General features: G+C 62.0%; 13 protein-coding genes. 7 read left to right on the forward strand and 6 right to left on the reverse strand.

Going from position 1 to position 13593, the window contains the following annotated elements:
* The first annotated feature begins 85 nt into the window (after positions 1-85).
* Positions 86-271 carry an SRPBCC family protein gene (locus tag AC07FD_RS15400; RefSeq protein ID WP_478350521.1) on the forward strand — a complete coding sequence of 62 codons (186 nt, stop codon included), beginning with the start codon at positions 86-88 and terminating at the stop codon, positions 269-271.
* A gap of 19 nt (positions 272-290) precedes the next feature.
* Here AC07FD_RS15400 and AC07FD_RS15405 read toward each other — a convergent pair whose 3' ends face one another.
* The 4 genes from AC07FD_RS15405 to AC07FD_RS15420 all read right to left on the reverse strand — a co-directional run bounded on the left by AC07FD_RS15405 (position 291) and on the right by AC07FD_RS15420 (position 5384).
* The gene (locus tag AC07FD_RS15405; protein ID WP_478350522.1) at positions 291-1313 is read right to left on the reverse strand and encodes an acyltransferase family protein; all 1023 of its coding nucleotides are present in this window, start codon (positions 1311-1313) and stop codon (positions 291-293) included.
* 278 nt (positions 1314-1591) lie between these two features.
* On the reverse strand, positions 1592-2389 hold the full coding sequence (locus AC07FD_RS15410) for an FAD binding domain-containing protein (protein ID WP_478350523.1): 798 nt from the start codon (positions 2387-2389) through the stop codon (positions 1592-1594).
* A 12-nt stretch (positions 2390-2401) separates the two neighbouring features.
* Positions 2402-4753 carry a xanthine dehydrogenase family protein molybdopterin-binding subunit gene (locus tag AC07FD_RS15415; protein WP_478350524.1) on the reverse strand — a complete coding sequence of 784 codons (2352 nt, stop codon included), beginning with the start codon at positions 4751-4753 and terminating at the stop codon, positions 2402-2404.
* Positions 4754-4883: 130 nt separating this feature from the next.
* Positions 4884-5384: a (2Fe-2S)-binding protein gene (locus tag AC07FD_RS15420; RefSeq protein ID WP_478350525.1), complete on the reverse strand. Its 501-nt coding sequence runs from the start codon at positions 5382-5384 to the stop codon at positions 4884-4886.
* Positions 5385-5647: 263 nt separating this feature from the next.
* Between AC07FD_RS15420 and AC07FD_RS15425 the strand changes: the two genes are divergently transcribed.
* The 3 genes from AC07FD_RS15425 (at position 5648) to AC07FD_RS15435 (ending at position 9179) form a co-directional block, all read left to right on the forward strand.
* Positions 5648-6832: an FIST N-terminal domain-containing protein gene (locus tag AC07FD_RS15425; RefSeq protein WP_457154870.1), complete on the forward strand. Its 1185-nt coding sequence runs from the start codon at positions 5648-5650 to the stop codon at positions 6830-6832.
* A gap of 1 nt (position 6833) precedes the next feature.
* Entirely contained in the window at positions 6834-8174 is a 1341-nt protein-coding gene (locus tag AC07FD_RS15430) for a hybrid sensor histidine kinase/response regulator (protein WP_478350526.1), read from the forward strand.
* Positions 8175-8750: 576 nt separating this feature from the next.
* Positions 8751-9179, forward strand: a complete 429-nt coding sequence (locus tag AC07FD_RS15435) for a hypothetical protein (protein WP_478350527.1) — start codon at positions 8751-8753, stop codon at positions 9177-9179.
* 58 nt (positions 9180-9237) lie between these two features.
* Here AC07FD_RS15435 and AC07FD_RS15440 read toward each other — a convergent pair whose 3' ends face one another.
* Positions 9238-9921 carry a response regulator gene (locus AC07FD_RS15440; protein WP_478350528.1) on the reverse strand — a complete coding sequence of 228 codons (684 nt, stop codon included), beginning with the start codon at positions 9919-9921 and terminating at the stop codon, positions 9238-9240.
* Positions 9922-10094: 173 nt separating this feature from the next.
* Here AC07FD_RS15440 and AC07FD_RS15445 point away from each other — a divergent pair, with 173 nt between their 5' ends.
* The 3 genes from AC07FD_RS15445 (at position 10095) to AC07FD_RS15455 (ending at position 12615) form a co-directional block, all read left to right on the forward strand.
* Entirely contained in the window at positions 10095-10790 is a 696-nt protein-coding gene (locus tag AC07FD_RS15445) for a fumarylacetoacetate hydrolase family protein (RefSeq protein ID WP_478350529.1), read from the forward strand.
* 4 nt (positions 10791-10794) lie between these two features.
* Positions 10795-11445 carry a maleylacetoacetate isomerase gene (gene maiA, locus AC07FD_RS15450; RefSeq protein ID WP_478350530.1) on the forward strand — a complete coding sequence of 217 codons (651 nt, stop codon included), beginning with the start codon at positions 10795-10797 and terminating at the stop codon, positions 11443-11445.
* 129 nt (positions 11446-11574) lie between these two features.
* On the forward strand, positions 11575-12615 hold the full coding sequence (locus tag AC07FD_RS15455) for a zinc-dependent alcohol dehydrogenase family protein (RefSeq protein WP_478350531.1): 1041 nt from the start codon (positions 11575-11577) through the stop codon (positions 12613-12615).
* Between the two features lie 23 nt (positions 12616-12638).
* Here the strand turns inward: AC07FD_RS15455 and AC07FD_RS15460 are convergent, their stop codons facing one another.
* Positions 12639-13502 carry a DMT family transporter gene (locus AC07FD_RS15460; protein WP_478350532.1) on the reverse strand — a complete coding sequence of 288 codons (864 nt, stop codon included), beginning with the start codon at positions 13500-13502 and terminating at the stop codon, positions 12639-12641.
* Between the last annotated feature and the right edge of the window lie 91 nt (positions 13503-13593).

Here is a 13593-nt window from a genome sequence, read left to right on the forward strand (position 1 = left end):
CCGGGCTTCCTCTCGCCCTATCCCGGTATTTCCCGCCTTTTCCCGGCAAACCCCTGCCAATGCCATCTGATCTTGCGCGTTACAATTGTCGCCGTCCGGCACCGGCACCCATGTGCAATTGACCTGGCAGGTCACGGTGCTGCGGCCGATCCTCAAATTCCTCGCACCGCTGCTGCGGCAGGCCTTCGCCTGGAACCATCGCTGGACGACGCCGCGCGGCGAAGCCGGCCTCAAGCGGTATCTGACGGACAAGAAGCGCCGGTCGGCTTAGCGCCGACAGCGCTGCGGCATTACCAGTTGCGGTTGAGCCATTCGCGTGCCGGCCGCTCGATGATGTAGTAGCTGCAGAGCGCGCAGACAAAGACCCCGGCCAGCATCGGGATCGGCGCGCTGCCTTGCTCATAGACGAATTTGTAGAACGGCTGCTGCCACAGATAGAGCGAGTACGACCACAGCCCGAGCGTCGCCATCGGCCAGGAGGACAGCAATCCGGTCAGATAGCGCGGGCTGAAATCGAGTGCGTTGACTGCCAGCGCCAGCAGCGGCACCGCGAAGAGATAGTGGATCGGCGTCGGCACTGGATCGAGGAACAGAAGAACGGCGAAGATCGATGCCGCCAGTGCTACGTGCCTGCCTCTGAAGATCGCCAGCAGTCGGCCATCCGCCTTGAGCAGGCAGATTGAGGCCGACAGCAGGATCGACGCGATATGCACATCGGTGCGCCAGTAGGTGGTTTCGTAGTCCATCCCGAACACCCAGTACGAAACCGCGCCGTTGGCCATGGCAAGCAAGGCCAGCGCCAGGAGCAGCACGACGACGCGAGAGCGGCTTAAGACGACGACGCTGATCAGCGCCAGGATGATATAGGCGTGCTCCTCGATGCAGAGCGACCAGATATGGTCGAGCGCGCCCGCCCGCGTGACGAGAATGCCGGCATAATTGTAGGTGAATGTCAGCGCTGTCAGCGCCGCCTTCCATTTGAAGGCGATGAATGTGCCGGAGAGCGCAATCATGGCGACGACCACGAAGACCAGAAGTGCAGGATAGATGCGGGAAAAACGCCGCTTGAAGAATTTCTTCAGCGGGTAGCGCTCGATGAACAGGATCTCGCTCATCAGCCGGCCGCTGAGCACGAAGAAGAATTCGACGCCCAGCACGCCCAGATTGATCCCGGGAACAGGAAAGAAATGGCCGATCAGCACCAGGGCGATCGACAGGCCGCGCCAGCCATCGAGATAGGCTAGTCTTGTTCTGGCCGCTCTGTCGGCGACGGGTCGGGACGCAACGACATGCGTCGCGGAGATGTCGGTCATGCCGGCTCCCTTCGCATTGAAAGATGCTGAAAGGGTCGCAGGCCGTGATCGACACTAACAACCCGGCTCGCGTTTGGTCACCGGCATAGTGCAGTGCAATATCGCTTTGTGCAAGTGCGAGATTGTCGCTGACGCAGTTCCTGGCGAAGTATGGACGGGAATTGCTTCAAGCAAACGGTTGGCGCGCGTCGGCGATTCCATCGGAACAGGACAGTTGCAAGTCACCGCACGCGAAAAGGGGCCGCAGAGGCCCCTTTCCTTGTGCGCGGCTGATGGTGTCAGGCGGTGGCGGCAGCCACAGCGCGCTTGGCCATCACCGCGATCAGATTGGCGCGGTAGTCGGCCGAGGCGTGGATGTCGGTCATCAAATTCTTCGCCGGCACCTTCACGCCTTCGAGCGCCGAGGCCGCGAAATTCTTGGCCAGCGCCGCCTCGATCTCCTTCGAACGGAAAACGCCGTCATCACCGGCGCCGGTGACGGCGACGCTGACGCCATCCTTGCCCTTGGCCACGAACACACCAACGATCGCATAGCGCGATGCCGGGTTGCGGAATTTTTCATAGGCCGCCTTAGCCGGCGCCGTGAAGGTGACGGCGGTAACGATCTCGCCTTCCTTCAGCGACGTCTCGAACAGGCCCTTGAAGAATTTGGCGGCGGCGATCTGGCGCTTGTTGGTGACGATGGTGGCGCCCAGCGCCAGCAGCGCCGCCGGATAGTCGGCCGCCGGATCGTTGTTGGCGATCGAGCCGCCGATCGTTCCACGGTGGCGCACCGCCGGATCGCCGATCAGCGACGCCAGATGGGCAAGCGCCGGGCAGGCCTTCTTCAGCTTCTCGTCATTGGCAACGTCGTAATGCGTGGTCGCGGCGCCGATGGTCACCGTCTTGCCCGACACCTTGATCCCCTGCAACTCCTTGATCTTCGACAGGTCGACAAGGTCGGAGGGCGCGGCGAGCCGTGTCTTCATCGCCGGGATCAGCGTCATGCCGCCCGAAAGCAGCTTGGCATCGCCCGCCTTGACTAGCTTGGCGGCATCGGCGACCGAGGCGGCGCGGTGATAGTTGACCGAATACATGCTCGTTCCTCCTCAGTGTTTCGTCTTCGCGCGGATCGCTGCCCACACGGTGGACGGCGATGCCGGCATGGCAAGATCATTGCTGCCGATGGCGTCGGTGATGGCGTTGATCACCGCCGGCGGCGAGCCGATGGCGCCGGCCTCGCCGCAGCCCTTGATGCCGAGCGGATTGCCCGGGCATGACGTGTTCGAGGTCGAGACCTTGAACGACGGCAGGTCGCCGGCGCGCGGCATGGTGTAGTCCATGTAGCTCGCGGTCAGCAGTTGGCCGCCATTGTCATAGTGGGCGCCTTCGAGCAGCGCCTGACCGATACCTTGCGCCAGTCCGCCATGCACCTGGCCCTCGACGATCATCGGATTGATGATGTTGCCGAAATCATCGGCGGCGACAAACTGGATGATCTCGGTCATGCCGGTTTCCGGATCGACCTCGACCTCGCAGATGTAGCAGCCCGCCGGGAAGGTGAAGTTCGACGGATCATAAAACGCCGTTTCCTTCAGTCCGGGCTCCATGCCGCCCGGCAGATTGTGGGCGGTGTAGGCGGCGAGCGCCATCTGGAACCATGGCACGTTCTTGTCGGTGCCTGCGACCTTCAGCGCGCCGTTCTCGATGATGATGTCGCCCTCGTCCGCCTCGAGCAGGTGGGCGGCGATCTTCTTGGCCTTGGCCTCGACCTTGTCGAGCGCCTTGACGATGGCCGACATGCCGACAGCACCCGAGCGCGAGCCATACGTGCCCATGCCCATCTGCACCTTGTCGGTATCGCCATGGACGATCGAGACCGAATCGAGCGGCACGCCGAAGCGCTCGTTGACGAGTTGCGCGAAGGTCGTCTCATGGCCCTGGCCATGGCTGTGCGAGCCGGTCAGCACCTCGATCGTGCCGACGGCATTGACCCGCACTTCCGCTGATTCCCACAGACCGACGCCGGCGCCCAGCGAACCCACGGCTGCCGACGGCGCGATGCCGCAAGCCTCGATGTAGCAGCTCATGCCGATGCCGCGCAGCAGCCCCTTCTTGGCGGCGGCAGCCTTGCGCTTGGCAAAGCCCGCATAGTCCGACGCCTGCATCGCCGCGTCGAGCGAAGCGGCATAGTCGCCGGCGTCGTAGCACATGATGACCGGCGTCTGGTGCGGGAACGAGGTGATGAAGTTCTTGCGGCGTAACTCGGCGGGTGAGACGCCGAACTGGCGCGCGGCGGTCTCCATCATGCGTTCCATGACGAAGGTTGCTTCCGGCCGCCCTGCCCCGCGATAGGCATCAACGGGTGCGGTGTTGGTGTAGATCGCCTTCACATTGGCGTGGATGGCGGGGATGTTGTACTGGCCCGACAGCAGCGTCGCGTAGAGGTAGGTCGGCGTCGCCGACGAGAACAGCGACATATAGGCGCCGAGATTGGCCTTGGTCTCGACCTTCAGGCCGAGGATCTTGTGATCGCTGTCGAAGGCCATTTCAGCATGGGTGTGATGGTCGCGGCCATGTGCGTCGGTCAGAAAACTCTCGGTGCGGTCGGCCACCCATTTAACCGGCACCCCGGTCTTCTTCGACGCCCACAGGCAGACGATCTCCTCGGGATAGATGTAGATCTTCGAGCCGAAGCCGCCGCCGACATCGGGGGCTATGACGCGCAGCTTGTTTTCCGGGGCGACATTGTAGAAGGCGCTCATCACCAGCCGCGCCACATGCGGGTTTTGTGAGGTCGTCCAGCAGGTGTAGTGGTCCTCTGCCTTGTCGTAGTGGCCAAGAGCCGCGCGCGGCTCCATGGCGTTCGGCACGAGACGATTGTTGATGATATCCATCTTGACGACATGGGCCGCCTTCCTGAACGTCGCGGCCGTCTCGTCGGCATTGCCGATGTCCCAGTCGAAGATCAGATTGTTGTCGGCCTCGGGGTGGATCTGCGGCGCGCCCTTGTCCATCGCCTTCGAGGCATCGACGACGGCCTTCAGTTCCTTGTAGGTGATCTCGACCGCCTCGGCGGCATCACGCGCCTGCCCTTTGGTCTCGGCCACGACGATGACGACGGCATCGCCGACATAGCGGACCCGGTCGAAAGCAAGTGGCGACCACGCCCCCATCTTCATCGGCGAACCATCCTTGGAGTGGATCATCCAGCCGCAGATGAGGTTGCCGATGCCGTCGGCCTTGAGCTCCTTGCCGGTCAGCACGCCGATGACGCCGGGCATGGCTTGAGCCTTTTTGACGTCGATCTTCTTGATCTGCGCATGCGCGTGCGGGCTGCGCACGAAGGCCGCATGCTTCATGCCGGGAACCACCATGTCGTCGACATAGCGGCCGGCGCCGGTGATGAATCGTTTGTCTTCCTTGCGCGCGACCCGAGCGCCAACACCTTCAATGCCCATCAGAAATTCCTCCCGAAATGCTGAAATAGCGAATAGTGAGTGGTGAATAGCGAGTAGTGAATTGTAGTGAGTTGGCGTTTGGTCGGACTGCTGACTATTCGCTACTCCCTATTCGCTACCCACTTCCTTCTCACGCCGCTTGCCTGGCTTTGCCCTTCGACCCCTTGGACATCGTCTTCGATGCGGCAAGGATCGCCTTCACGATGTTGTGGTAGCCGGTGCAGCGGCAGATGTTGCCCTCGAGTTCGGTGCGCACCGTCGCTTCGTCGAGGCCTTCGGGGTGGCGGTTGATCATGTCTGTCGCCGTCATGATCATGCCCGGCGTGCAGAAACCGCACTGCAGCCCGTGATGTTCCTTGAAGGCGGCCTGCACCGGATGCAGATCGGCGCCATTGGCCAGGCCCTCGATCGTCACCACGGTCGAGCCGGAGGCCTGTACCGCGAGCATCGAGCAGGATTTGACCGCCCTGCCGTCGACATGGACGACGCAGGCGCCGCATTGCGAGGTGTCGCAACCGACATGCGTTCCGGTAAGGCCGAGATTTTCGCGCAGGAAGTGAACCAGAAGCGTTCGGTCCTCGGCAGCGCCGCTGACCCGTTTTCCGTTCACCATCAACGAAACGTCCGACATGCTTCCTCCCTGGGTATCAACCTTGGTCATCACGCTGCCGACGCGGTGTTGGCGCTTCGGCCATGCGTTATTCGTACACTGCACAATCGACAAAAAACAGCACGTCGCAAACTCGTTACCTTGTACTTTCGGTCATGGCCGAGCCCAAACCTGCGGCCCCGGTCGCCCATTGCCAAAACAGGGTTTGAGGGCAACAATGTTGTCAGACGCCCGCGTGCCAGAAGCCTGTAAAAACAGCCGCGCATAAAACAGCGTCGGAGGAAATGCGGAGAACACCGCTGGCCAGTTCACGGACGCGCTATGCATGCGGCCTGTCGGCGCTCACCACGGATGAGCCCGACATGGACGCATTCGCCAAGGCGATCGCGTTGGAGGCCGCGGCAATCGACGCCGGCTTCGCGCTGCTGTTTTTTTCCCAGAGCCTGGTCGAGGCCGACACCCTTTCCCGGGCGCTCATGAGCCACGCGCCGGCGCTTCATCACGCGGGCTGCTCGACCGCCGGCGAGATCACGCCGCAAGGCCTCGAGGATGGCCACGTGCTCGCCATGCTGCTTCCGTCCGCCGCGTTCACCGCCGTCAGCGTGATGGTCGACGATCTGTCCTCGTCGGGCATGGACAGGATCACCAGCGAGGTCGAGGCCTTGCGGCGGTCGTTGCGCGCGCGCCTGGGTTGCGACCGCACCAAAGGCACCTTCGCGCTGTGCTTCATCGACGGGCTCTCCTATGCCGAGGAAGCCGTAAGTTCGGCCATCCATTGGGGCCTCGACGACATCCCGCTGCTTGGCGGCTCAGCCGGCGACGACCTGAAGTTCGAGACGACGCGCCTGATCTCAAACGGCAACGTCACCTCCGACAGCGCCATCATCGTGCTGATCGCCACCGAAATCCCTTTCCACGTCTTCAAGACCGACAATTTCGTTCCCACCGACGAGAAGCTGGTGGTGACGGCGGCCGATCCCGATCACCGCATCGTGCGCGAGTTCAACGCCACCAATGCGGCGGAGGAATATGCCGCGTCCGTCGGCATCGTCGCGCAGACGCTGACCCCGCTGAGTTTCGCCTCGCATCCGGTGGTGGTGAAGGTGGGCGGCGAATATTACTGCAGGTCGATCCAGAAGATGCATCCCGATGGCTCGCTGTCGTTCTTCTGCGCCATAGACGACGGGGTCGTGCTGTCGATCGCCCAACCCAAGGATATGGTCGAATCGACGCGCGCGGCGCTCAGGGATGTCGAGGAGCGGCTTGGCGGCATCGACATGATCCTCGGCTTTGACTGCGTGCTGCGCCGGCTGGATGCGCGCAACCGCCAGGTATTTCGCGATATCTCGGAGCTCTACCGGGTCAACAATGTCATCGGCTTCGGCACCTATGGCGAACAGTACCGGTCGATGCATTTGAACCAGACCTTCACCGGCATCGCCTTTGGCGAACGACAAGCGGCGGAATAAGATGCCGCTCAGGGACATCAACGATCTCGAGAAGCTGAAGAAGATCAACGCCGCACTGGTCAGCCGTGTCGAGCGGTCGATGGACCAGCAGGGCAATGCCTTCTCGCTGTTCCAGACCGCGATTTCGCTGGAAAATCGGGTGCGCACGCGCACCGAGGAGCTGCATTCGACCTTGCGACGACTGGAGCAGTCGAACATCGACCTCAGCGCTGCAAAGGAAAACGCCGAACTGGCGAACCTGTCCAAGACCCGCTTCCTCGCCGCCGCCAGCCACGACGTGCTGCAGCCACTGAACGCGGCCCACCTCTCGGTGTCGGCGCTGGCCGAAGTGCAGACCAGCGACGAGGGCAAGAAGCTCGTGCGGCAGGTCGAGCGCTCGCTGGAGACGATGGAGGACCTGCTGCGAACGCTGCTCGACATCTCCAAGCTCGATGCCGGCGTGGTGCAACCCGACATCGGCGACGTCAGCCTGGAGGCGCTGTTCTCGTCGCTGCGCTCGGATTTCCTGCCGGTGGCGGAACTGAAGGGACTGTCGCTGAAGTTTCGGCCGGTCAACGCCGTGGTCCGCTCCGACCGGACGCTGTTGCGCCGCATCCTGCAGAACATTCTCTCCAATGCGCTGGGCTACACACGCTCGGGCGGCGTGCTGGTCGGCACTAGGCATCGCGGCGATACCATCCGCATCGACGTCGCCGATACCGGCTGCGGCATTCCCGAAGACCAGCGCGAGGCGGTGTTCGAGGAATTCCATCGCGGCACCTCGCCGGCCAATGCGGAGCTGGACGGCGGCGGTCTCGGGCTGGGGCTTGCCATCGTGCGCCGCATGGCCAGCGCGCTCGGCCATCCCGTGACATTTTCATCCAAGGTCGGGCGCGGCACGATCTTCCACATCGACGTTCCGGTCGGCATCGGCGCCCCGGCCGACACCATCGCCAACAGCGCCGATATGGACCGGCCGCGCGGCTACGGCCTGTTCGGCACCAAGGTGCTGCTGATCGAGAACGATGTCGAGGTGCTGCAGGCCATGACCTTCCTGCTCGAGCGCTGGCAATGCCTGGTGCGAGCCGCGACCTCGACCGACGACGCCCTCGACATGCTGGGCGATACCGACTGGGTGCCCGACATCGTCATTGCCGACCAGCATCTCGACGGCGGCGATCTCGGCACAGCCACCATCGCCGAGGTCCGCGACCATCTTGGCCGAGCCGTGCCGGCGCTGATCGTCACCGCCGACAGTTCGGAAACGGTGGCGAAAGCCGCCCGCGCGGGCGGCATCGAACTGATGCGCAAGCCGCTGAAGCCGGCGCAATTGAGGGCGCTGCTGGCGCATTTGCTGGCTTGAACTCGCCCACGCTGAGGCAGACGGCGAGTAGAAAAATGGTGCACTGTCACCGTAATTCCGTGCACTGTCACCGTAATTCCTATTGATTGATTGGCAGGATAAGATGCACAAAAATGTTGAAATTTGGGATAGGATAAATGATGGAAAAACGTTGCGTGTTTTTAACTGCTTTGAGGACTTGGATAGTTGTCTTTTTTACGTACAAAGTGCCGATTATTATTATATAGGCGACACTCCAAAGGAAGAATTTTATCTCAGATCGAACAAAAAAGAATTATTCTTAGAGACCTCTATTCAAGAACGCACTGCAGGTCACAATTCTTTGAAGGAGGCGATATCGAGTTTTTTGGCCAACCTCGAGACGCCTCACTGAGAAATTGCGGCGCAGTGGAATTGCGGTGACAGTGCTGAATTACGGTGACAGTGCACTTTTTGTAACGTCCGCCCGGTCGCGGGAAAACGAGACAGACCGTGAAAGGAAAATAGTGCACTGTCACCGTAATTCCGTAATTCATTTCAGAACGATCCTGGGAAGTCTGAACGCTCCGGAAATTCATCGGATCCAACGGAAACACAATGATAGTACAATTCTACGGTATCACCTTCGATGCGCCTGACGGATGGGAAGACATCACCGACGACCTCCCTAGAGGAGCGCCACCTACTATATCTAAAGCATCCGGCGCCAGCGCCGTTCAGTTTTCTATCGCAAAATATCATGGCGGGAACAATCCAAAAGTAAATTTATCCGACCTTAAATCGTTCACGATTGAATTCTGTCAAAATAATTCGATAGATATCGATGGAATTTTCACGCATGACTCCAGTCATACAATGTGCACCGGAGTTGCAAGCACAACAGCTGAAAAATTACTATATGCATGGTATTTGTCAAACGGCAGGGATGTCGTATTTACGACGTATGTCGGCATAAGTGATGATTCCGACCTAATAAACAAAGAGTTACTCGAAGCGAAGGGGATAATTTCGTCTATGTCGTTTTAGATTTCCCGAACAGCGCGTTGAATGGAACCACGGTGACAATGCACTTTTCACTCAGATCTCAAAACCCAGCCTGATCGCGAAACAGCTCCGCATTGTCCAGCTTCGACACCTCGATCACCGCTTGCGTGCGGCTGTAGACGTTGAGCTTGCGCAGGATTTCGGAGACGTGCGCCTTGACCGTGGTTTCGCCGACCTGCAGCTCGTAGGCGATCTGCTTGTTGAGCAGGCCCTGGCGCAGCATCTGCAGCACCCGCAATTGCTGCGGCGTCAGCGTCGACAGGCGCTGCACCATGTCGGCGCGGTCGACGCTTTCGGCGTCGGGCGTGCGGCCTTCATAGGTTTCCGGGACGTAGATCGCGCCTTCCATCACCGAGCGTATGGCGGCGGCGAGGTCGCTCTTGCGCGCCGATTTCGGGATGAAGCCGGCGGCACCATAGGACAGCGCCTCGGAAATGATCTTCGGCTCCTCATAGCCCGAGACGATGACCACCGGCAGGCGCGGATAACGCGTCCTGAGTTGCAGCAACCCATCGAAGCCGTGCACGTCGGGCATGCTGAGGTCGAGAAGCGCCAGATCGAACGGCTTGGCGCCGGCCAGGAGGTCGAGCGCCTCGGTGATCGAACGCGCCTCCACCGTGTCGACTTCCGGATAGGCCATCTGCACCGCGCTGTGCAGCGCCTCGCGAAAAAGCGGATGGTCGTCGATGATCAGGAACCGGGCGCGATCGTGGATTGCGGTCATGGCGTTCATTTCGGTTCAGGGGGCATTAGAATAACCTCGCGACCATGGCCAGATTATTGCCAAATAGTACATCGCCATCTCCGTCGGAAAGCGCGGCCGCGCTTTCTCGATCACTTCGCCTTGCCCCGGCGCCCAAATCGGCCGAATGTTCCGGCAACCAAGCAGAGACCCACATGACCGCCTTCGTCCTACCCTCGCCCGCGACATCATCGGTGGCCGTTGCAGGTTCGCCTGAGCGTTTTGCGGTGCGCCGCATCTTCTGCGTCGGCCGCAACTACGCGGCGCATGCCCGCGAATTCGGCAATGACGAGCGCGATCCGCCCTTCTTCTTCACCAAGCCGGCCGATGCTGTGGTCGATTCCGGCACCACCATCCCCTACCCGCCCTTGACCGGAAATCTGCACCACGAGATCGAACTGGTCGCCGCGATCGGCAAGCCAGGCTTCCGCATTGCGCGCAGCCAGGCGCTGGACCATGTCTGGGGTTATGGCGTCGGCATCGACCTCACCCGTCGCGATCTGCAGGATGAAGCCAAGAAGACGGCGCGGCCCTGGGACTGGTCGAAGGCGTTCGACCGCTCCGCGCCTTGCGGCCCGCTGGTCCCCGCGGCGAAATCCGGCCACCCGCAAAAAGGCCGCATCTGGCTCGCCGTCAACGGCAAGGCCAGGCAGGACGCCGACCTCGCCGAGTTGATCTGGCCGATCGCCGATATCGTATCGATCTGCAGCGAGGCGGTGGAACTTGAACCCGGCGACCTGATCTTCACCGGCACGCCGGCCGGCGTTGGCGCGGTTCGTGCCGGCGACACGATGACCGGCGGCGTCGACGGCATCGGTACGATCGAAATCACCATCGGTCAGCCCAGGTGAGCGCATGAGCGACCTCGTCCTGCACAACTACTATCGCTCCTCCACCTCCTATCGGGTGCGGATTGCGCTGGAGATGAAGGGGCTGAGCTATGACTATGTCCCGCATCACCTGCGCCATGGCGAGCATCTGGAGCCCGCCTATCTCGCGGTCAATCCGCAGGGTCTGGTGCCGGCGCTGATCCTCGACGATGGAACGCTGTTGACGCAATCGCTGGCGATCATCGAATTCCTCGACGAGACCCGTCCCGAACCCCCGCTGCTGCCGAAGGATGCGCCTGGCCGGGCGCGGGTCAGGATGCTGGGGCAGATGATCGCCTGCGACATCCATCCGGTGAACAATCTGCGCGTGCTGACCTCGCTGCGCGCCTTGTTCGGCGCCGGCGACCAGGACATCGCCAACTGGTTCCGCCATTGGGTGAACGAAGGCTTTCAGCCGCTGGAAAAGATCCTGGCTGCCTCGGCCGAGACCGGAGCATTCTGCCATGGCGACATGCCGGGCCTAGCCGACATCTGCCTGGCCGCGCAGGTCACCAGCAATGCCCGCTTTGGCGTCGACATGACCCCCTACCCGACGATCGCGCACATCAACGCCGCCTGCATGGCGCTGCCGGCCTTCCAGAAGGCGGCACCCCAGAACCAGATCGATGCCGAATAAGGCAGCCGACGCGTAGCGCCGGCACCGGCGCGACCGGGCCAGCCTGCCTTGGCGGAATCGATTTCCGCTTGACCGCACAGGGAATCGGCTATCGTTTCCCACAGGCCGTTTGAAGGTTGGGAGTTGCCAATGAAAGCCGTCGTCTTCGAGAAATTCGGCGAAGCGCCGACGATCCAGACAGTTCCCGATCCGAAACCGGCTGCCGATGGCGTCGTCATCAAGGTCGAAGCGACCGGGCTGTGCCGCAGCGACTGGCATGGCTGGATGGGTCATGACGACGGCATCCGATTGCCGCATGTGCCGGGCCATGAGCTGGCCGGTGTCGTGGTGGCCGCCGGCAAGCATGTCACACGCTGGAAGGCCGGCGAACGCGTGACCGTGCCGTTCGCCGTCGGCTGCGGCTACTGCTTCGAATGCACCTCGGGCAACCACCAGGTCTGCGAACATCAGACGCAGCCCGGCTTCACCGGCTGGGGCTCGTTCGCCGAATATGTCGCCATCGAACACGCCGACACCAATCTCGTGCGCTTGCCCGACGAAATGGAATTCGCCACCGCCGCCAGCCTCGGCTGCCGCTTCGTCACCTCGTTTCGCGCCATCGTCGATCAGGGCCGGGTGACGCCGGGCGAATGGGTGGCCGTGCATGGCTGCGGCGGCGTCGGCCTGTCGGCGATCATGATCGCCAGCGCGATGGGCGCCAATGTCATCGCCATCGACCTCACCGACGAGAAGCTCGATTTCGCCAGGAAGATCGGCGCCGTCGCCACCATCAACGCGTCGAAAACGCCGAATGTCGTCAAGGCGGTCAAGCAGATCACCAGTGGCGGCGCGCACATGTCGATGGACGCGCTCGGCCATCCGACCACTTCGTTCAATTCGATCGCCAACCTGCGCCGGCGCGGCCGCCATGTGCAGGTCGGCCTGATGCTGGGCGAGCACGCCCGCCCGCAGGTGCCTATGGACAAGGTGATTGCCTTCGAGCTCGAGATTCTCGGCAGCCACGGCATGCAGGCCTATCGCTACCAGGCGATGATGGAGATGATCCGCAACGGCAAGCTCAAGCCCGAACTTCTGGTCGGCAAGAAGATCAGCCTCGACGAGGCGCCCGCGGCCTTGATGGCGATGGGCGGCTTCGAGGGCATCGGCATCGGCGTGGTGACGAAGTTCTAGGGAAAGGAGCCGCCGCCCCGGAACTACCTGGCAAATTTCTTCGCGCCGAACACGCACAGCACCACACCGAGCGTCACGACCACCATTAGCGGACTGACCTGCTCATGCAGCAGCGTCGCCGCCAGTGCCAGGCCAAAGAACGGCTGCAAAAGCTGTAACTGTCCGACGGCGGCGATGCCGCCTTGCGCAAGGCCGCGGTACCAGAACACGAAGCCTATCAGCATGCTGAACAGCGAGACATAGGCGAGCCCGATCCAGGCGTTGGAGCCGACACTGGCAAAGGATGGCGGCAGCGTCTCGAAAGTCAGCACCAGCATGATCGGCAGCGACAGCACCAGCGCCCAGCAGATCACTTGCCAGCCGCCGAGCTTGCGCGACAGCGCTGCACCCTCGGCATAACCCAGGCCGCAGACGACGATGGCGGCCAGCATCAGACCATCGCCGACCGGCGAGGCTGTCACGCCCTGCATCAGGGCAAAGCCCGCGACCAGCGCGCTGCCCACGCACGAGAACAGCCAGAACGCCGGGCGAGGACGTTCACCGCCGCGCAGCACGCCGAAAATCGCCGTCGCCAGCGGCAGCAGGCCGACGAAGATGATGGAGTGGGCCGAAGTGACGTGCTTGAGCGCCAGTGCCGTCAGCAGGGGAAAACCCACCACCACGCCGAGCGCGACGATGACCAGCGACATTAGATCCCCTCGCTCCGGGCGCTTTTGGCGGAACACCAGCAGCAGGGCGAGACCAAGCAGTCCGGCAATCGCCGCGCGGGCCGATGTCACGAAGGTTGGATCGAAATCCATCACAGCGACGCGCGTTGCCGGAAGCGAGCCGCTGAAAATCAGCACGCCGACGAATCCGTTCACCCAGCCGCTCGCCATCTTGTCCATCACAGGCTCCGTATGTTTCGCCCTCTATCGGGCCTGCACCTATGGCGTCGCCAGAGACAATGGGGTACAATTTTGCAAAACTGTAATGGTC

The organism is Mesorhizobium waitakense (assembly GCF_056431085.1).